This is a genomic window from Pseudorhodoplanes sp. (assembly GCA_032027085.1).
GTDB lineage: Bacteria > Pseudomonadota > Alphaproteobacteria > Rhizobiales > Xanthobacteraceae > Pseudorhodoplanes.
Genome location: JAVSMS010000001.1, coordinates 1,151,761 through 1,171,296 on the forward strand (window position 1 = coordinate 1,151,761; position 19,536 = coordinate 1,171,296).

Consider the following 19,536-nt stretch of genomic DNA (forward strand, 5'->3'; position numbering starts at 1 on the left):
CGGCGGGTTCTTCCCTCTCCGCGCGCAGCGAGGAGAGGTGAAAAGTGGCCAAAGGCACACCTGCGATTGTCGCGCTTGAAAAGACCGGTGTCGCCTTCACGCTGCACGAATACGAATACGATCCAAATGCCGCGCGCATCGGTTTGCAGGCCGCGGAAGCGCTTGGAGTCTCGCCCGCGCGGCTTTTGAAGACGCTGATGGCGAAAGCCGGCGGTCATGTCGTGTGCGTGCTGGCGCCGTCCGACAAGGATGTGAGCCTGAAGAAACTTGCGGCGGCAGCGAAAGCCAAGGACGCCGCCATGCTGCCGCCGGCTGAGGCCGAACGCGCCACCGGCTATCATGTCGGCGGCATTTCGCCGTTCGGGCAAAAGAAGCGCGCGAGCTATTTCATGGATGCTTCGGCACTCGCGCATCCGACTGTCATCGTGAATGGCGGAAGGCGCGGGCTGCAGATCGAGATCGCGCCGAGTGACCTCGTGCGATTGCTCGCCGCCACATCGGCCGATCTCTGCATGTAGTCAGTTCTTCGTCACGCCCGCGCATCCCGGTCCGGCCGAAGGCCGGCCGGAGTGTAGACTTGTCGCGGGCACCCGCGTCTTGACGCACTCACCACAAGAAAGACGTGGCGGCCGGGACAAGCCTGCCCAAGACGCTCACTCAATCACTCGGCCGCCTGCGCAGCGTCCGACAGGTTGTCGAGCGAGGAGATGATGTGCTCGGCCAGTGCATCGGCGAGCGCCGAGCTTTCATGCGGGTTGCGCACAAGGCCGATGCGGCAATGCGACAATTCCGGGAAACCATCGGCCGGCGTCAGCACACGCATGCCGGGCCGCAATCCGGATTCCGGCATCACGGATACTGCAAGACCCGCGAGCACGGCGGCGGCGTAGGCGCCGGCATTCGAGCTTGTGTAGAGAATGCGGTGCGGCCGACCGATCTTCTCCAAAGCGTCGAGCGCAAGGCGCCGCCAGCAGCAGCTCTGCTTGCCGAGCGCGAGCGGCAGCAGATCCTCGCAATGCGTCGCGTGGCGTGCCGACGTCACCCACAACAAGCGTTCACGGCGAAAGGCTTCCGATGGCCGCTGCCCTTCCGTCGCGGTGACGATGGCGAGATCGAGCTCATTGGATTCGATTCGCTCCAGCAGATCGACCGACGGCTCGCACAAAACCGTCAGCTCGACTCCTGGATACGCGCGCGAAAACCGCGCCATGATTTCCGGCAGGTAGCGGTCGGCATAATCGTCAGGCACGCCGAGCCGCACGCGCCCCGACAATTCCTTGCCGGAGAAGGCGGCCAGCGCCTCCATGTTCAGCTTCACGATGCGGCGGGCGTAATCGAGCAGCTTCTCACCGTCCTCGGTAAGCTTGGAGGCGCGCCCGTCCCGCGCGAAGACCGGCTTGTCGAGTCGCTCCTCCAGCCGCTTCATCTGCATGGACACTGCAGACTGAGTCTTGTGCACCACCTCCGCCGCCTTGGTGAAACTGCCGGTCTCGGCAATCGCAATGAAGGTCCGGAGCTGGTCGACATCGATCATGGTGGTCATCGGGCGCGCTCGCTTTAAAACATCACCATCTCTGATTGGTGAGATTAAAAACATTCGTTTCACTTATCAATGGTCCTTCGCCATATTCCGCTCAACCCCAAAACGGGCGGGAAATCGGGTGGCGCCGGCAGTGTCCGGAGGCCAGGTTTTGCCCGACCCCGCAACGAATGAGGGAGGCCAATATGGCTTCAGCTCCAGGCTATCTCACGGCGAGTCCACCCTATTTTACTGCGCTGCTGACGGCAGCGCTGGCGAGCCTGCGCAAGTTCGCCCAGGCGGTCAAAAACCGCCGGGATGCCGCAACGCTCGCCGGCATGGATGAGCGCATGTTGCGCGACATCGGTCTGACCCGCAGCGACCTGCGCGACGCCTATGCCGAGCCGCTCTGGCGCGATCCGACCGACATTCTGGCGGCGCGCGCCCAGGACCGACGGCGTCGCCGTGCCAGGCCGGACGGCAAGGCCTTTCTGGCTTCGCCGCCGCTGGTCCCGCACGACGGTTTCACGGTGCCCGACACCAACCGCCCCTCGCGGCACACCGTGTGATGGTCTGCCCCGGCCGGTCCCCTCCCGGACCGGCCTGATGATCCGCCCGCGCTTCCCCTCGCACGTCAGCGGATCTGCGCCCGCCGAGCCCTCGGCGGGCGCTTTCTTTTTGCAACGTCAATTCGAGACTCAGAATGCGCGCCCGAGCGCCTTCTGCGTGAAGCCGCGCCGGTCCTTCACGACACCGATGGTGACGCCCATGCGCTCGATCGTGGCGATCACACGGCCATCAACCAGCCTGTCGCAATTCATGTGCGTCGGTGCGATGTAGAAATCCGCCTCCAGCCAGCCGGACGACGCCCGCAATCGCTTGTCGGCGTAGTTCTGAAAGGAGAATGTCTCGCCGCAGACTCCGACCGTGTAAGTGCGTTGCGACTTCTCAGTCCGCAGATTGAGGTAATTCTCCAGCGCACCGACGGCTTCCGGCATCATGTTGACCCAGTAATCCATTTCGTAGCGGCGCTCGGCGCCCTGCAAACCGCCGATCAGCGTATTGTAGAACATGTATTCGTAAGGATGCAGGCGCACGAGCAGCGAGACATTCCACGTCAACGCTGCGGCGAGAGCGGCGACGGCCATGCCTTTCGCCCAGCGCCATGGCCGGAAGAACCTCAACAGGACATCGAATCCGACGCCGGACAAGACCGCGAGCGGCGGTATCACGAACAGGAAATGGCGCATGCCGGTGAAGGCCGGACCCTCGGTCGCCACTTCGCAGATCACGGGAAATATCGCGACGAAAGCGACGAAGGCGATATCGACACGGCGCCGTCGATCGGTGTCATCGGCGCTCTTGTGTGGCGGACGACAGGCGAAAGCGATGGCACATGCGGCGCCGCTCAAGATCAGCAGAGGAGATTTGATCGCCAGATAAAACGGAACATACCACCACGGCACGTCCGCCATCTTGTAGATGTTGCCCGCGACGATGGTGCGGATCTCATAATGGAAATGCGCGAATGAGAAGATTGCGCGCAGGGGATTGAGCGGTGCCTGCGCCGCCCAGGGCCATGCCGCGATCATGATCAAATAGCCGATGAGAAACGCCGGCATCAGCCGCAAACCTGAACGCCAGGCAAAAAGCGCGGCAGCCCGGATGCCGTTCGCGGAGCGCCAATTCGTCCACGGCATCGCCAGCGCGACCGCAATGCCGGCATAGCCGACCAGCAGGAGGCCTATTGCGCGCAGGCCGGTCGCGGCGCCCAGCATCAGACCAAAGCCGATCACATCGCCCCAGCGCGCCGCCGGCAAATCCCGTGACATGCGCAGGAGAAAATAGACGGCGCCCATCATTGCGGCTGCAAAGGGAATGTCCTTGGTGTGGTTGAACATCGCGCCGAACCAGGGACCGCATGCCGCGAGCACAAGCGCCGCAATCAATCCGGCACGGGCTCCCGCGATCAGCCGCGCGGTCAGTGCCGCGACGCCGATACCTGCCACGCCGATGACGCCGCTCAGCAGATGACGCAGCAAATACACGTCAAGCGGCACCAGCTTCGCGAGCAGAACCGCGACGACGTCGAACAGACCGCCATAGAGATACAGATTTTTGTAATCGAACAGCGCGCGATCGGCGAAGCCGCTGCCGTAATAGGCGACGATCAATTCGCCATAGCGATGCTGTACTTCTTCGTCGTTGGAAATGCCGTAATGGCGAAACGTCAGCGTGACCAGCAACAACAAGCCCGCGACAAGAATGCCGCAGGCATAGTCATACACACGCTCTTGCAGCCCCGGCACCCGCGACAAATCCCCGGCAACATCCCCTCGCCCCATACATCATTCATGAGCAATTTCCCGCCGAGTGTCATGCTGCTTTGCACAACAAACAGGCAGAGGCCGCCCCGCCGCCCCTTGGCGCCGGTTTATTCACGAAGTTGTAGAACGCCCACATCACTCTCGCGTCCGTGCAGGCGCTTCTTTAACATGCGATCAGGGGCGATCTCCCATTGCAGGGCTGGCCGGGAATGAAACGGCATTTCAGCGTGCTGACGGTCTGCTGTGTCCTGCTGCTAACGGGGACCAAGGCCGTCCAGGCGCAAGCGGGCTTCGACCGGCCGGGGGGCGATTACCTCAGTCTGCCGGTTCGCAGCGGCGATCCGGCGGTCTGCGCGGCCCGCTGCGAGCGGGACGGCAAATGCCGGGCCTGGAGCTTTTCCTACCCGCGCACAGCCGGGCGCGACGCCATTTGCTGGCTGAAGAATAAGGTCACGCCGGCCAAGGAAGACAATTGCTGCATCTCCGGTGTGCGCGGCGCCGCCGTGATCGAAGCACGGACCGGCAATCTGGAATATTCCATCGACCGGCTTGGCGGCGACTACCGCAATATCGATCTGCAGTCCGATCCCACCGGAAAGGCTTGTGCCGACGCCTGCCAGGCCGATCCAAAATGCCGCGCTTTCACTTATGTGCGGCCGGGCTATATTGGTCCCGGTGCACGCTGCTTCCTGAAGGACAAGATTACAAAACCGCGGCGGAAGCCTTGCTGCATCTCAGGTGTTATCAGGTGACGCCTTTGCTTAAGGAGCCGCCGATGAGATTGCCGCATATCGTTCTTGCCATCGCCGCCCTGCTCACCGGAACCGCCGCCGCCCATCACGGCTGGGGCAGCTATGACGCATCGAAGCCGGTGACGGTCACGGGACCGATCCTGACGTCGAAATACGAGAACCCGCATGCCACGCTGACCGTGCGCGGCAGCGACAAGGTGTGGACAATCGTTCTTGCGCCGACCTCGCGGATGACCACGCGCGGTGCTCTCGCCAGCATGGTCGCTGTCGGCAACGACATTTCGGCTTATGGCTATCCCTCTACGGTTGAGAAGGACGAAATGCGCGCCGAGCGCATCACCGTCGGCGGCAAGACCATCGAGATGCGCTGATGACTGACGCCGCGCCGGCGATGTTTGTGGCGCTGGAGGCGTCATCGCTCGGCGCCGCGATCCGTCAATCGACGTGGATCTATATGGCGGCCAATGTCGGCCATATCGTTTCTCTCGTTGTCTTTGCGGGTGCAGTAGGAGTGATGGACGTGCGCATGACCGGCGCGCTCGCCGCAACATCGCCTGGCCATGTTTTAAAGATGGCGCGTCGTTTTGTGGTGACCGCCTTCATCGGCTTGCTGATCACCGGCGCCGTTCTGTTCACGGCCGAAGCCAGCCATGTCATCGTCAATCCTGTCTTTCAGCTCAAACTGGCACTGATCGGATTGGCGCTCTTGAACGTCACCTGGTTTGAATTTTTTACTGCGCCAAAAGTCAGAACGCTGCCGCCGCTCATACCGTTGCCTCCGGCCGCGCGCCGGGCGGGATTCATCTCAATCGGATTATGGATAGCGGTGGCTGCCACCGGGCGGACGATTGCGTATCTGTGAAGAACGTTATCCCGTCCCGCCGACGGTGATGCGGTCCATGCGCAAGGTCGGCTGGCCGACCCCGACCGGCACGCCCTGCCCGTTCTTCCCGCAGGTGCCGATGCCGTGGTCGAGTGCAAGGTCGTTGCCGACCATGGTCACGCGGTGCAGGTCGGTCGGGCCGTTGCCGATCAGCATGGCGCCCTTCAGCGGAGCGCCGATCTTGCCATTCTCGATCCTGTAGGCCTCGGTGCACTGGAACACGTATTTGCCCGAGGTGATGTCCACCTGCCCGCCGCCGAAATTGACTGCGTAGATCCCGTTCTTCACCGAAGCGAGGATTTCGCCGGGTTCGTGATGGCCCGCGAGCATGTAGGTATTGGTCATGCGCGGCATCGGCACATGGGCATAGGATTCGCGGCGGCCGTTGCCGGTCGGCCGCATGTTCATCAGGCGCGCATTCTGCCGGTCCTGCATGTAGCCGACCAGAATGCCGTCCTCGATCAGCAATGTCTTGCTGGTGGGTGTGCCCTCGTCATCGATCGAAAGCGAGCCGCGCCGCGCATTGATCGTGCCATCGTCGACAACGGTGACGCCCTTGGCCGCGACCTGCTGGCCCATCAGGCCGGCAAAAGCCGACGTCTTCTTGCGGTTGAAATCACCCTCAAGGCCGTGGCCGACCGCCTCATGCAGCATCACACCGGGCCAGCCGGGCCCGAGCACCACATCCATTTCGCCGGCGGGCGCCGGCACCGATTCAAGATTCACCAGCGCCTGCCGCACCGCATCGTCAACCGCCTCGCGCCAGGCGCCGCTCTCGATGAAACGCGCATAACCCTCACGCCCGCCATAGCCGTGACTGCCGGTTTCCTGCCGGGTGCCGTCGCCGGCGACGATGGACACGTTGATGCGCACCATCGGTCGGACGTCGCGGTAGATTTCGCCGTCAGAACGGAAAATCTCGACCACCTGCCAGGACGCACCGAGACTGGCGGAGACCTGACGCACGCGCGGATCCTTGGCGCGCGCATAGGCGTCGATCTCCTGCAGCAATTTCACCTTGGCTTCGAAGCCCGGAGCGTCCAGCGGGTTGTCATCGCCATAGAGGCGCACATTGCTGCGCGGCGGCGCATCCGCATAACGGCCACTATAGCCGCCCTTCACCGCGCGCACCGCGTCGGCGGCGCGCAACATCGCCTGTTCCGACAAATCGGAGGCATGCGCATAACCGACCGCCTCGTCCTTCACCGCGCGCAGGCCGAAACCCTGGGAGGTGTCGTAGGTCGCCTGCTTCAGTCGGCCATTGTCGAAACCGAGCGCCTCGGACTGGCGGTATTCCAGGAACAGCTCGCCGTCATCGGCGCCCTCGAGGCCGCGCGCCACGATGCTACGGACGCGCCCGGAATCGAGGCCGGCGCGGTCGATGAGAGAAATCGTGGTCGCCATAAGGAGGTCCTTTCGACAATGCTGTGTCTCATAGATAGACGCCGAAACTGAATTCCAACAGTGCGCCGCCGTCAACCGTTCCCGCGGAGGCGAGCCACCGTCAGATGTGCGGAAGCTTGAGCCAACTCGCCAAGGCGCTCAATACCAGGTTGACCGCCAGCGCAGACAGCAAAAGGCCCATGATCCGACGCAGCATCTGGGTGCCGCCCTTGCCGATCAGACGCTCGACATGGTCTCCGATCAGAAAAATAACCAACAATCCGAGGAGCGCGGTGGCGAGGGCGACGACGGTCTCGACCTGCTCTTCCAGCGCGTAGCGGTTGTTATCCATGAGCAGAACCATGGACAACATTGCGCCGGGCCCGGCGATGATCGGCGTTGCAAGCGGATAGACAGCCGTCGCCATTACCGTATCGCTCCGTGACGATGCGTCAGGCTTCGGCGCGGCGGCGTGCGCGCCATCGCCCAGAACCATCGAAACGGCGAAAAGGAACAGCACGATTCCGCCGGCAATCTGGAACGACAAGAGCGAAATGCCCATCGCTGAGAGCAGGATCTGACCGCCCACTCCGAATATGGCGAGAATGGCGAAGGCCAGCAGCACGGATATCAATGCCGCCCGCCGCCGCTCGGCGGCGGTGAAACCCGATGTCGCGGCAATGAACAAGGGCAGGTGGCTGACCGGATCGAGCACCGCCCACAGCGTCAGCAATTGGGTGACAAACAGCGCCTGATCAGGAAGCATCGGACGTCCTCGCTCTTGCGCCGGTCGGGCCTCAAGGGAGCTTGTCGAAGCCTTCGCCGAAGCCTTTCAGCCCCATCGGAAAACCGATGCCTTCTTCCGGGGTCTGAAAGATGATGAAGGTCGCTGTTTGGCCGCTGCGAAGTTGCTTCACCAGGTTGTCGTCCATCACGACCTCGGCCACGCAGCCATTGGGCAGGCAGCGGACGAATCCGGCGCGTCCGACGTCGTTATTGTCGATTTTCAGGCCCAAACCCGAGGGCAGGAGAACACCCAAGGGCGCCACCACCCGCATCAGGCGGCTTTTCTGATCTGCCGTCTTCAGCACAATCACGGTCAGGCCGACATTGGCGCGATCCTCGGCCGTAACGCTCTGGATCAGGGCGCATTGCTCACCCTGGGCGCCCGGCGGAGTATCGCAACGGACCTGCCAGTCACCATGCACGGAGCGCACGGCGCCCTGAGCCGCGGCGGGCGCTGTCTGGGCGACCCAGACGAGTCCGGCACAGGCCATGCCCAGAATGCGGGTGAGAATTGCGGTCTCAGACAGGCTCATTGTCACCTCGGCGGGCTTTTTCTGTTTCGGCGCCGCCCCCGCGTTCCGAATCGTGTTCCGGAGCGCGCAGGAAGCGCCTGCCTACAGCCTCAAGGCGCGGTGTCAAGGACGCACAATTCCCTGCCGGGCCTGCGCAAAACAGCCGAATAGCCACTATTTCGCGGGCTTCTCTCCCGGCTTTTGCGCCGGTCCGCGCTGTTCGCGGTTGGTCGCATTTTTCCGGAGCGTGAGCGTCATTGCGAGTAGGTCTAAATTATGGTTTGAGAAGTCGGGATTTACCCATAAATCCCGTCGCGCGCCCGCCAAATCGGCGTTTCCGGTTATCTGCTCCGGCCCTTCACGCCGGATGAGGTTCCGGGACTTCCCAGCGTACAAGCGGGCTGCCGCGAACCGGCTGAAAGCACCTGGACCCAGGTGTGCAAGGAGCCGATTTGGCGAAGGAGCGAATACGACAATGCGGGACCAGATGAAGTTGAACGCTTGGGCAGCGGGCAAGATTGCCCTTTTTGTGTCTACCATCCTGTTTCCGGCTGCGGCTTTGGCCGGCACCGGCCAGCCTTCAGAATGGCAGCTCGGGCTGCAGACCGCGGTCACGCCGGTGATGGCCGACATCGTCTGGTTCCACGATTTCCTTCTCTACATCATCACCGCCATCACGGCGCTGGTGCTGATTCTGCTGGTCGTAGTCATGGTGCGCTTCAATGCCCGCGCCAATCCGACCCCGTCCAAGACCACGCACAACACCCTGATCGAAATGATCTGGACCGTGGTGCCGGTGCTGGTGCTCGTCGCGATCGCGATCCCGTCCTTCCGTCTTCTGTTCTTCCAGCTCAACATCCCGCAGACCGATCTGACCATCAAGGCGACCGGCAAGCAGTGGTTCTGGAGCTACACCTATCCCGACAATGGCGGCTTCGAATTCGACTCGCTGATGCTGCAGGACAAGGACCGCAAGGCCGGACAGCCGCGCCTTCTCGCCGTCGACAACGAAATCGTCGTGCCGGTGAACAAGACGGTGCGCATGCAGGTCACCGCCGCCGATGTGATCCACGCCTTCGCCGTGCCATCCTTCGGCGTCAAGATTGACGCGGTTCCCGGACGTCTGAACGAGACCTGGTTCAAGGCCACCAAGGAAGGCGTCTATTACGGACAATGCTCCGAGCTCTGCGGCAAGGACCACGCCTTCATGCCGATCACGGTGCGCGTCGTCAGCGAGAAGGACTTCGCCTCCTGGATCGATGAGGCCAAGAAGAAATTCGCGCGCGGCGCAGATTCGCCGGTCAATGTCGCTGCCAATGACGGCGCGGCCGCGCGGTGAGCACCGAGCACAAAGAACGTCAAGAATAACGACAAAATCAAGGGACCTGGATCATGGCTACGACGGCGCATTCCGACCACGCTCACGCCGCTCACGATACGCATGACGCGCATGACCATCCGACCGGATGGCGCCGCTACGTCTATTCGACGAACCACAAGGACATCGGCACGATGTACCTCGTGTTCGCGATCATCGCCGGCATCATCGGCGGCGTGCTGTCGATTGGCATGCGGCTGGAGTTGCAAGAGCCCGGCATGCAGATTTTCCATGACGCGCATTTGTTCAACGTGTTCACGACCGCGCACGGCCTGATCATGATCTTCTTCATGGTCATGCCGGCGATGATCGGCGGCTTCGGCAACTGGATCGTGCCGCTGATGATCGGCGCGCCGGACATGGCCTTCCCGCGCATGAACAACATCTCGTTCTGGCTCTTGCCCGCTTCCTTCACGCTCCTCCTGATCTCGATGTTCGTGGAAGGCGAGCCGGGCGCGGACGGCGTCGGCGGCGGCTGGACGCTCTACGCGCCGCTCTCGACCACCGGCCATCCCGGACCGGCCGTCGATTTCGCCATTCTGTCGATCCACATCGCCGGCGCCTCCTCCATCCTCGGCGCCATCAACTTCATCACCACGATCTTCAACATGCGCGCGCCGGGCATGACCCTGCACAAGATGCCGCTGTTCGTGTGGGCGATCCTGGTGACCGTGTTCCTTCTGCTGCTGTCGCTGCCGGTTCTGGCGGGCGCCATCACCATGCTGCTTACCGACCGCAATTTCGGCACGACATTCTTCGCGCCGGACGGCGGCGGCGACCCGATCCTGTACCAGCATCTGTTCTGGTTCTTCGGACATCCGGAAGTCTACATCCTGATCCTTCCGGGCTTCGGCATTGCCAGCCAGATCATCGCGACCTTCGCACGCAAGCCCGTGTTCGGTTATCTCGGCATGGCCTACGCCATGGTCGCGATCGGCGGCATCGGCTTCGTCGTGTGGGCGCACCACATGTACACGGTCGGCATGTCGACCGGCGCGCAGGCCTATTTCGTCGCCGCCACCATGGTGATCGCGGTGCCGACCGGCGTGAAGATCTTCTCCTGGATCGCGACGATGTGGGGCGGCTCGATCGAGTTCCGCACGCCCATGCTGTGGGCCATCGGCATGATCTTCCTGTTCACGATCGGCGGCGTGACCGGCGTCGTGCTCGCCAATGCCGGCGTCGACCGTGCGCTGCACGACACCTATTACGTCGTCGCGCATTTCCATTACGTGCTGTCGATGGGCGCCGTCTTCACGATCTTCGCGGGCTGGTATTACTGGTTCCCGAAGATCACCGGCTACATGTATTCGGAATTCGTCGGCAAGCTGCATTTTTGGGTGACGTTCATCGGCGTGAACATCATCTTCTTCCCGCAGCACTTCCTCGGCCTCGCCGGCATGCCGCGCCGCATCGCCGACTATCCGGATGCCTTTGTCGACTGGAATCGCATCTCTTCCTACGGCTCTTATCTCTCGGCCTTGGGCGTCGTGATCTTCCTGTTCGGCGTGGCGCAGGCCTTCGCGCGCAAGCAGGTGGCCGGCAACAATCCCTGGGGCGCCGGCGCGACCACGCTGGAATGGACGCTGTCTTCGCCACCGCCGTTCCACCAGTTCGAAGTGCTGCCCAGGATCAAGTAGCAAGATCAAGTAAATCGGGACCGACATGACCCAGGCTTCGCCCCTCACCGCTTCGCACAACATGCAGCCCCCGGCTGCAGGCGGCGACGCGCGCTATGAGCCGAGTCTGGCGACCGGCGGCGATTACGTCTTGCTGCTGAAGCCGCGGGTTATGTCGCTCGTGATCTTCACCGCTCTGGTCGGGCTCATGATCGCGCCCGGCCACATCCATCCCGTGCTCGGCTTCACCGCGGTGCTTTGCATCGCGGTGGGCGCCGGCGCCGCCGGCGCTCTGAACATGTGGTACGAGGCCGATATCGACGCCGTGATGAAACGCACGGCCCAGCGTCCGCTGCCGGCCGGTCGCGTCGGCCGCGAAGAGGCGCTTGCCTTCGGGCTCATCCTTGCGGTCTTCTCGGTCGTGACCATGGGGCTGATGGTCAATGTGCTGGCCGCGGGCCTTCTCGCCTTCACCATTTTCTTCTACGCCGTGGTCTACACGATGTGGCTGAAGCGCTTCACGCCGCAGAACATCGTCATCGGCGGCGCCGCCGGCGCATTCCCGCCCATGATCGGCTGGGCCGCTGCGACTGGAACCATTGGCCTCGAATCGATCCTTCTGTTCCTGATCATCTTCTTCTGGACCCCGCCTCATTTCTGGGCGCTGTCGCTGTTTCGCTCCGACGATTATGCGCGCGCAGGAATTCCCATGCTGCCGGTCGTGGCCGGCGCGGACGAGACCAAGCGCCAGATCCTGATCTATTCGGCGATCCTGTTCCTTGTCGGCGTGTCGCCCTGGCTGTCCGGCTTTGCCGGCGCGCTTTATGCCATCGTCTCTGCCGTGACCGGCGGCGTGATGATGGTGCTGTCCATCCGCCTCTATCGCTCCGAAGGCGCGCAGGCCGACCGCATCGCCAAGCAGCTCTTCGGCTTCTCCATTCTGTATCTCTTTGCGCTGTTTGCCGTGCTGCTGGTCGAGCAAGTTTTCGGCCTGACCTTCGGCCGGCTGCCGTGGTGAGCATCGTGGCTGACAAGAACGAGAAAGGCGTGGTGCTGACCGAAGCGCAGAAGCGCGCGCGGCGCAGCCGTTCGATCGCCATCGCGGTCACGCTCGGCGCATTGGTCATCCTGTTTTACGTCATCACGCTGGTGAAGGGTCCCGGCGTATTGCAGCGGCCGATGTAAGCGCATGAGCGAGAAGAAGACCGCCACCGCCCGTTCCCCCCGCCGCGACATGCTGGTCGCCGGCGCCTGCGGCGTCTTCGTCGCCGGCATGGTCGGGCTGTCCTATGCCTCGGTGCCGCTCTATGACTGGTTCTGCCGCGTGACCGGCTTCAACGGCACGACGCAGGTTGCAACCTCAGCCCCCGCGCAGATTCTCGATCGCATCGTCACCGTGCGGTTCGATTCCAATGTCGGAGCCGGCCTGCCCTGGAAATTCGCGCCGGAGCAGACATCGATCGACGTGCGGATCGGCGAGGTGGTGACCGTGAACTACATGGTCGTCAATCAGTCGGCGCGCGAGACCACCGGCATCGCCTCCTACAACGTCGCCCCTCTGAACTGGGGCGCCTATTTCCAGAAGATCAACTGCTTCTGCTTCACCGAACAGACACTGAAGCCCGGCGAAAAGCGCGAAATGGCCGTCGTGTTCTATGTCGATCCGGCGCTTGTAAACGACACTGACGCGCGCGGGCGCAACACCATCACCCTGTCCTACACCTTCTATCCGCAGCGCGAGCCGCAACGGCCCGTGGCGGAAAGCAAGACCGGGGCGAAGGGCCGAATTTAGGGATCCACGAATACGGAGGGCGGTGACCGCTTTCCGAAGACTTTGAATGGAGACGATGAAAATGGCGGGCGCACATACCAAGCAGCATGACTACCACCTTGTCGATCCGAGCCCGTGGCCGGTGATCGGCTCGGTATCGGCTTTCGTTCTCGCCATCGGTGCGATCGCCTGGATGCACAACATGTTCACCGGCGCGCCGCTGGTTTTCGCCGCGGGTGCGCTTGGGGTTCTCTACACGATGTTCGGCTGGTGGCGCGATGTCATCCTGGAAGCCGAGCATGGCGGCTATCACACGCGCGTCGTGCAGTTGCATCACCGCTACGGCATGCTGCTGTTCATCGCTTCGGAAGTGATGTTCTTCGTCGCCTGGTTCTGGGCCTACTTCAACGTGGCGCTCTTCCCCGATGCGGCCAAGGACGTTGCCCGCACCGCTTTCATCGGTGGCGTATGGCCGCCCAAGGGCATTGAGACCTTCGATCCCTGGCACCTGCCATTGCTCAACACGCTGATCCTGCTCACCTCGGGCACCACCGTGACCTGGGCGCACCACGCGTTGCTGGAAGGCGACCGCGACGGACTGAAGAAGGGCCTGTGGTTGACCGTCCTGCTCGGCCTCACCTTCACCGCGGTACAGGCCTACGAATACAGCCACGCCGCTTTTGACTTCAAAGGCAACATCTACGGCGCCACGTTCTTCATGGCGACCGGCTTCCACGGCGCGCATGTGATCATCGGCTCGATCTTCCTGATCGTCTGCCTGGCGCGTGCCTATGCCGGCCATTTCACGCCGAAGCAGCATCTCGGCTTCGAATTCGCGGCCTGGTACTGGCATTTCGTCGACGTAGTCTGGATCTTCCTGTTCGCCTGCATCTACGTGTGGGGCTATGGCGGCCCGGTGGTGGGCGGCGGATCGCACTGACGCTGCCGACCGGAATTGCAGAAGGGGCGGCTCCGGCCGCCCTTTCTTGTTTCCAACGCGCTTCTATTGTCGCCCCGGCAAAACAGGCATAGCTGGGGGCCAAGGATCGCTGAATGACCGAACAATCTCCTTCACCCATCGTCGCCGGCCTCACCTGCCGCTGCCCGCGCTGCGGCAGGGGCAAAGTGTTTCAGGGATTCCTGAGTTTGCGGCCGCGCTGCGACCAATGCGGACTGGATTTTTCCGCCATGGATTCCGGCGACGGACCCGCGGTCTTCATCATCCTGCTGGCTGGCTTCATCGTGGTCTTCGCCGCGCTGATCACCGAAGTCGTCTTCCAGCCTCCATTCTGGCTGCATGCCATCCTGTGGCTGCCGTTGGTCCTTGCCGTCACGGTGCTGCCCTTGCGGCCGATGAAAAGCCTGATGGTGGCGCTGCAATATCACCACAAGGCCGCAGAAGGACGGCTCGAGACCCGGGATCCGAAACAATGACGGTGCAGACGCGCCGTTTGCGCTCGGTCGTCATTGCGTCGACCGCGACGACGATCGGGCTTTTCATCCTGATCTCGCTCGGCCTGTGGCAGCTCGACCGCCTGGCCTGGAAGGAAGCGCTGATTGCAGCCTTGCACGAGCGACTCGCTGCAGCGCCGGTCGACCTGCCGCCGCCGTCCGAATGGTCAAGGCTTACGCCGGACCATTCCGAATTCCGCCGGGTGATACTGCGCGTGGAATTTTCCGACCTGCAACGCGCCGCCGTTTATGCCGGGGCGCCCGCCTTGCGCGCCGACATCAAGTCGCCCGGCTATTTCATCTTCGCGCCTGCGCGCCTTCCCGGCGGTGAAACTGTCGTCGTCAATACCGGATGGGTTCCGACCGAACGGCAGTACCAATGGAACAGCGGCAGCCGCGAGATCGTTGGCTATCTGCGCTGGCCGGAGCAGCCGGGTCTGTTTGTCTCCGACCACGATGCGGCGGGCGACATCTGGTTTGTACGCGATCAGCGCGCGATGGCGAAAATGCGCGGCTGGGGTGAGGTCGCGCCCTTCTATATCGACATGGAAAGCCCCGTCCCGGCCACCGGGCTGCCCCGGCCCGGTCCTCTGACCGTGAATCTGCGCAACAACCACCTCGGCTATGCCTGGACGTGGTTCGGCTTGGCCGGCACCCTGGCGGGGGTCTTCGCCTTCTGGTTGTATTACGGGCGGCGCAAAACCGTAAACGCAGAGGCCAAGCCTTCCTTGTGAAAGGGGGGCGCAGCCATTACTCTCCTCCTACGGCATTCCCCTGCTGTTGAAGAAGGGGAATTCTTAGACAATTCAATTAGTTGATCTACCGCCTGCAGCCGTCTTCGCGGTTGCCAGGCGGAGCAAGGGATCACCATTGCGCTACGTTTCGACCCGGGGCGAGGCTCCACCGCTTGGCTTTATCGACGTCACGCTCGCTGGTCTGGCGCGCGACGGCGGCCTCTATGTGCCTGAAACCTGGCCCAGCCTGCCGCCTGCGGCCATCGCCGGCTTTGCCGGCCGCCCCTATGCCGAGGTCGCAACCGAGGTGATCCGGCCGTTCACCGGCGACACCATCTCCGAGCACGACCTCTCGCGCATCGCGCATGAAGCCTATGATACCTTCCGCCACCCGGCCATCGCGCCGGTGATCCAGCTCGACACCAATACGTTCGCGCTCGAGCTCTTCCACGGGCCGACCCTCGCCTTCAAGGATCTGGCGATGCAGTTTCTGGCGCGGCTCATGGACCATGTGCTGGAGCAGCGGGGCGAGCGCGTCACCATCGTGGTCGCGACCTCGGGCGACACCGGCGGCGCCGCAGTCGAAGCCTTTCGCGGGCGCTCGCGCATTGATCTCGTCGTGCTGTTCCCGGACGGACGCATCTCCGAGGTGCAGCGGCGGATGATGACCACGGCCACCGACGACAATGTGCATACGATCGCCGTCGACGGCACCTTCGACGATTGCCAGGCGCTGGTGAAGGCGATGTTCAATCACCACGCTTTCGCCGACCAGGTGAGTCTTGCTGGCGTCAACTCTATCAACTGGGCGCGTATCGTCGCGCAGGCGGTCTATTACTTCACCGCCGCGGTCGCGCTCGGCGCGCCGCATCGCAAGGTCGCCTTCACGGTGCCGACCGGAAATTTCGGCGACATCTTCGCAGGATATGTCGCAAAGCGCATGGGTTTGCCGGTCGACCGGTTGATCGTTGCGACCAACACCAACGACATCCTGGCGCGCACATTGTCCACCGGCGCCTATGAACCGCGCGACGTGGTTGCTACCTCCTCTCCCTCGATGGACATCCAGGTCTCGTCCAATTTCGAACGACTGCTCTTCGAGGCCTATGGCCGCGATGCGCAGGCCGTGCGTGCGCTAATGAATTCACTGGCGCAGTCGAAGCGCTTCACGGTGGCGCCACAGGCCCTGTCGACGATCCGCGCCGAATTCTCTGCCGATCGCGCCGGCGAAGAGGAAGTGGCGGCCACCATTCGCACCGTCTTGCGCGAAACCGGCCAGTTGATTGACCCGCATACGGCAGTCGGCGTCGCCGTCGCGGAAAAAGAGCATCGCGATCCCGCTCTGCCGATGGTGGTTCTCTCCACCGCCCATGCCGCGAAATTCCCGGATGCGGTGCAGGCCGCCTGCGGCGTCAAGCCGGCCTTGCCGGAATGGCTGAGCGATCTTTGCAGCCGCGCCGAAAATGTCACCCATCTGCCCGCCGACCAGAACCAGATTGAGCGTTGCGTACTCGCGGCCAGTCGCGCTGCGAGAGAAGGAGCCGCCGCATGAGCGTTGAAGTCACCACCCTCCCTTCCGGCCTGACCGTCGTCACCGATGCCATGCCGCATCTAGAGACGGCCTCGCTCGGAGTCTGGGTCGGATCCGGCAGCCGTGATGAGCTTCCGAACGAGCATGGCATCTCGCACTTGCTTGAACATATGGCGTTCAAGGGTACGGGCCGCCGCAGCGCGCGGCAGATCGCCGAGGAGATCGAAGCGGTCGGGGGCGATCTCAATGCCGCGACCAGCATCGAGACCACGACCTATTACGCGCGCGTGCTGAAGCCGGATGTGCCGCTCGGGCTCGATGTTCTGTCCGACATTCTCGCCAACCCGGCTTTTGACGGAGAGGAACTCGCCCGCGAGCGCAACGTCATCGTGCAGGAGATCGGCGCGGCGGAAGACACGCCTGACGATATTGTATTCGATCATTTGCAGTCGACCGCCTTCCCCAATCAGCCGGTCGGGCGCTCGGTGCTGGGCACACGCGAAAGCGTCTGCTCGTTCAAGGCCGACAGCCTGCGCACCTACCTGACGCGCAACTACCGCGCGCCGGACATGGTCGTGGCGGCGACCGGTGCGATCGAGCACAAGTCGATTGTCGATCAGGTCGAGAGGCTGTTCACGACATTCGACGGACCGGCCGGTCCTGCGCCGCAGGCCGCGAAATATGGCGGCGGCACCTATGTGGAGAAGCGCGACCTCGAACAGGCGCATCTGGCTTTCGCGCTGGAGGGGCTGCCGCAGCGCGACCCCGCCTTGTTCAGCCTGCAGGTCTTCACCAATGTGCTGGGCGGCGGGATGTCCTCGCGACTGTTCCAGGAAGTGCGCGAGGTGCGCGGGCTTTGCTACACCATTTCTGCCTTCCACATGCCCTATGCCGACACCGGCGTGTTCGCGCTCTATTCCGGCACCGATGACAGGGATGCGCCGGAACTGATGCAGGTGGTCATCGAAGAAATGGCCCGCGCGGCGGAAACCATCACCGAGCCCGAAGTCAATCGCGCCAAGGCGCAGATGAAGGCCGGGCTGCTGATGGCGCTGGAAAGCTCAAGCGCGCGCACCGAACAAATCGCGCGCCAGATCATGGTGCATGGCCGTGTCATCCCGACGTCCGAACTGATCGCCAAGATCGACGCTGTCACCGTCGACAGCGCGCGCGCCGCCGGCCGCTCGCTGATCGCCCGCAGCCGTCCCGCCATCGCAGCCTTGGGGCCCGGCCGCGGCATCGACCGCGCCGCCGCGATCGTGGAGAGTTTCGCAAAGCTTGCGGCCTGACCGTGTCTCTCCGTCATTCTGGGGCGCGAGGCGGCAAAGCCGCCGCGCTCCCTCAGGAAGGTAGTGACAAGTGTGAGCCTGCTTCAATCTGGAGCGGGCTCGCTCTAGACTGGCATCCGACCGCGGTGAGCGTGCCATGGCTTTCTTTCGCAGCGTACCATCGACCGAATTTTTTCCTGCTGTGCACGGCGAAGGCGTCTATCTGCGCGCACCGCAGATTTCCGACTTCGCCGAATGGGCCACGTTGCGCGAGACCAGCCGGGACTTCCTCACCCCCTGGGAGCCGGTCTGGCCCGCCGACGATCTGACGCGTGCCGCCTTCCGCCGCCGTCTGAGGCGCTACGGCGAAGATATCCGCAACGATCTCGCCTATCCGTTCTTCATCTTCGATCGGCCGCATAATCATCTGGTCGGCGGCGTGACCATCGCCAATATCCGCCGTGGCGTGGCGCAGGCGGGAAGCCTTGGTTACTGGATCGGCGCTCCCTTCGCTCGCCAGGGCTACATGACGCGCGCGGTGCGCGCCATCATTCCCTTCTCATTCGACGCTCTGCGGCTGCACCGGCTCGAAGCCGCCTGCATTCCCACCAACGCAGCATCGATCAGCCTCCTCGAAAGAACCGGCTTCAAGCGGGAGGGCTATGCCCGCGAATATCTCTGCATCGACGGCGTCTGGCAGGACCACCTACTTTACGCACGGCTGCGGCAGGATCCTGCTTAACCAATGTGCCGGTGCGGCATGGGGGCGCCTTGGGCAGGCCATCTTGCCGGTGCTATAAACCGGCGGGGGTCGCCTCTGCGGGCTTTGTCGGGAAAAGCGATGTACAGAGTTGAGTTGGACTGCAACCGAATTCGCCGCGGTCGGGATTTGCTGGCGGCGCTGGCCGCGACGATTGTCATCGGCGGATGTTCTTCAGGTGCGGGTACAAGCACACCTGGCCTGTCGTCCTTCGGCGAACGATTCAATCAGGCCGCCGCGACGGGCACCGCCGTGGCGCAGGCGCAGCCCACGACGGAATCCTCATCGGTTGACGTCTGCCCGGCGGTCGATGTCCGTCCCGGCGCGTCTTCGCTCGCGTTTACAGCACCCGGCGGACAGGGCGCGATGGGCCTGCGCTATCAGGCGACACTCGGCCAGACAGCGCGCGAATGTCACAAGGTCGGCGGCAATCTGAACATGAAAGTCGGCATACAGGGTCGCATCATTCTCGGTCCCGCCGGCGGACCGGGCACGATCGAGGTGCCGCTGCGTCTGGCCTTGGTGCAGGAAGGACCTTCGCCCAAGACGCATTGGACGAAGCTCTACCGTATTCCCATCACCATTGGCGAGGGAGTCCCGAACGTCGCCTTCACGCATGTGGAGGAAGATCTGACCGTGCCGATGCCGACGGGCAACGCGATCGAATCCTATGTCGTCTATGTCGGCTTCGACGCCTTGGGCGCCAAGGAGCAGCCGGCAAAGAAACAGCCGCAACGCAAGCGCGCGCAGCCGACGGGGTGACTTGTCGTTCGGTGGCGCCGCGAAGCGCACCCGCAATCCAGAACCACAACAATACGTGCCGCCGGATTGCGCGTCCGCGCTTTAACGCGGCCCGGAATG

At 63.2% G+C, this 19,536-nt stretch carries 22 protein-coding genes; 17 read left to right on the forward strand and 5 right to left on the reverse strand.

Annotated features, from left to right (window positions below; all coding sequences use genetic code 11):
• The first annotated feature begins 44 nt into the window (after window positions 1-44).
• On the forward strand, window positions 45-518 hold the full coding sequence (gene ybaK, locus RO009_05575; GenBank protein MDT3684494.1) for a Cys-tRNA(Pro) deacylase: 474 nt from the start codon (window positions 45-47) through the stop codon (window positions 516-518).
• Window positions 519-661: 143 nt separating this feature from the next.
• Here ybaK and RO009_05580 read toward each other — a convergent pair whose 3' ends face one another.
• A complete protein-coding gene (locus RO009_05580) occupies window positions 662-1,543 on the reverse strand; it encodes a LysR substrate-binding domain-containing protein (GenBank protein MDT3684495.1) in 882 nt (293 codons plus the stop codon).
• A gap of 182 nt (window positions 1,544-1,725) precedes the next feature.
• On the opposite strand from RO009_05580, the gene RO009_05585 reads away from it, so the two are divergent.
• Window positions 1,726-2,088: a DUF1127 domain-containing protein gene (locus tag RO009_05585; GenBank protein ID MDT3684496.1), complete on the forward strand. Its 363-nt coding sequence runs from the start codon at window positions 1,726-1,728 to the stop codon at window positions 2,086-2,088.
• A gap of 129 nt (window positions 2,089-2,217) precedes the next feature.
• On the opposite strand, the gene RO009_05590 is transcribed toward RO009_05585, so the two are convergent.
• A complete protein-coding gene (locus RO009_05590; protein ID MDT3684497.1) occupies window positions 2,218-3,828 on the reverse strand; it encodes a glycosyltransferase family 39 protein in 1,611 nt (536 codons plus the stop codon).
• A 227-nt stretch (window positions 3,829-4,055) separates the two neighbouring features.
• Here RO009_05590 and RO009_05595 point away from each other — a divergent pair, with 227 nt between their 5' ends.
• From RO009_05595 to RO009_05605, 3 genes are read left to right on the forward strand one after another with little or no spacing between them, the layout of a single operon-like run.
• Window positions 4,056-4,598, forward strand: a complete 543-nt coding sequence (locus tag RO009_05595; protein ID MDT3684498.1) for a PAN domain-containing protein — start codon at window positions 4,056-4,058, stop codon at window positions 4,596-4,598.
• A gap of 23 nt (window positions 4,599-4,621) precedes the next feature.
• The gene (locus RO009_05600) at window positions 4,622-4,969 is read left to right on the forward strand and encodes a DUF6152 family protein (protein ID MDT3684499.1); all 348 of its coding nucleotides are present in this window, start codon (window positions 4,622-4,624) and stop codon (window positions 4,967-4,969) included.
• Window positions 4,970-4,989: 20 nt separating this feature from the next.
• A complete protein-coding gene (locus tag RO009_05605; protein MDT3684500.1) occupies window positions 4,990-5,460 on the forward strand; it encodes a DUF6644 family protein in 471 nt (156 codons plus the stop codon).
• A 6-nt stretch (window positions 5,461-5,466) separates the two neighbouring features.
• Here the strand turns inward: RO009_05605 and tldD are convergent, their stop codons facing one another.
• The 3 genes from tldD to RO009_05620 form a co-directional block, all read right to left on the reverse strand.
• Window positions 5,467-6,885 carry a metalloprotease TldD gene (tldD, locus tag RO009_05610; GenBank protein MDT3684501.1) on the reverse strand — a complete coding sequence of 473 codons (1,419 nt, stop codon included), beginning with the start codon at window positions 6,883-6,885 and terminating at the stop codon, window positions 5,467-5,469.
• 100 nt (window positions 6,886-6,985) lie between these two features.
• Window positions 6,986-7,630: a MarC family protein gene (locus RO009_05615; protein MDT3684502.1), complete on the reverse strand. Its 645-nt coding sequence runs from the start codon at window positions 7,628-7,630 to the stop codon at window positions 6,986-6,988.
• A 31-nt stretch (window positions 7,631-7,661) separates the two neighbouring features.
• Window positions 7,662-8,141: an invasion associated locus B family protein gene (locus RO009_05620; GenBank protein ID MDT3684503.1), complete on the reverse strand. Its 480-nt coding sequence runs from the start codon at window positions 8,139-8,141 to the stop codon at window positions 7,662-7,664.
• 496 nt (window positions 8,142-8,637) lie between these two features.
• On the opposite strand from RO009_05620, the gene coxB reads away from it, so the two are divergent.
• The 12 genes from coxB to RO009_05680 all read left to right on the forward strand — a co-directional run bounded on the left by coxB (window position 8,638) and on the right by RO009_05680 (window position 19,437).
• Window positions 8,638-9,501 (forward strand): cytochrome c oxidase subunit II, encoded by an 864-nt coding sequence (gene coxB, locus RO009_05625; protein MDT3684504.1) that lies wholly within the window; start codon window positions 8,638-8,640, stop codon window positions 9,499-9,501.
• Between the two features lie 53 nt (window positions 9,502-9,554).
• Window positions 9,555-11,180 carry a cytochrome c oxidase subunit I gene (gene ctaD / locus RO009_05630; protein MDT3684505.1) on the forward strand — a complete coding sequence of 542 codons (1,626 nt, stop codon included), beginning with the start codon at window positions 9,555-9,557 and terminating at the stop codon, window positions 11,178-11,180.
• Window positions 11,181-11,241: 61 nt separating this feature from the next.
• Window positions 11,242-12,177 carry a heme o synthase gene (locus RO009_05635; GenBank protein ID MDT3684506.1) on the forward strand — a complete coding sequence of 312 codons (936 nt, stop codon included), beginning with the start codon at window positions 11,242-11,244 and terminating at the stop codon, window positions 12,175-12,177.
• Window positions 12,171-12,344, forward strand: a complete 174-nt coding sequence (locus RO009_05640) for a CoxF protein (GenBank protein MDT3684507.1) — start codon at window positions 12,171-12,173, stop codon at window positions 12,342-12,344. The genes RO009_05635 and RO009_05640 overlap by 7 nt, the downstream gene beginning before the upstream one ends.
• 4 nt (window positions 12,345-12,348) lie before the next feature.
• Window positions 12,349-12,951: a cytochrome c oxidase assembly protein gene (locus tag RO009_05645; protein ID MDT3684508.1), complete on the forward strand. Its 603-nt coding sequence runs from the start codon at window positions 12,349-12,351 to the stop codon at window positions 12,949-12,951.
• Window positions 12,952-13,012: 61 nt separating this feature from the next.
• Complete coding sequence (locus RO009_05650) at window positions 13,013-13,870, forward strand: cytochrome c oxidase subunit 3 (GenBank protein MDT3684509.1); 858 nt, start codon at window positions 13,013-13,015, stop codon at window positions 13,868-13,870.
• Window positions 13,871-13,983: 113 nt separating this feature from the next.
• Window positions 13,984-14,364: a DUF983 domain-containing protein gene (locus RO009_05655; GenBank protein MDT3684510.1), complete on the forward strand. Its 381-nt coding sequence runs from the start codon at window positions 13,984-13,986 to the stop codon at window positions 14,362-14,364.
• Window positions 14,361-15,116, forward strand: a complete 756-nt coding sequence (locus RO009_05660; GenBank protein ID MDT3684511.1) for an SURF1 family protein — start codon at window positions 14,361-14,363, stop codon at window positions 15,114-15,116. The genes RO009_05655 and RO009_05660 overlap by 4 nt, the downstream gene beginning before the upstream one ends.
• 136 nt (window positions 15,117-15,252) lie before the next feature.
• On the forward strand, window positions 15,253-16,668 hold the full coding sequence (gene thrC, locus RO009_05665) for a threonine synthase (protein ID MDT3684512.1): 1,416 nt from the start codon (window positions 15,253-15,255) through the stop codon (window positions 16,666-16,668).
• Complete coding sequence (locus tag RO009_05670; protein MDT3684513.1) at window positions 16,665-17,936, forward strand: pitrilysin family protein; 1,272 nt, start codon at window positions 16,665-16,667, stop codon at window positions 17,934-17,936. Before thrC ends, RO009_05670 begins: the two co-directional genes overlap by 4 nt.
• A 136-nt stretch (window positions 17,937-18,072) precedes the next feature.
• Window positions 18,073-18,657, forward strand: coding sequence for a GNAT family protein (locus tag RO009_05675; protein MDT3684514.1), 585 nt, complete (start codon window positions 18,073-18,075; stop codon window positions 18,655-18,657).
• 99 nt (window positions 18,658-18,756) lie between these two features.
• The gene (locus RO009_05680; GenBank protein MDT3684515.1) at window positions 18,757-19,437 is read left to right on the forward strand and encodes a hypothetical protein; all 681 of its coding nucleotides are present in this window, start codon (window positions 18,757-18,759) and stop codon (window positions 19,435-19,437) included.
• Window positions 19,438-19,536: the final 99 nt, after the last annotated feature.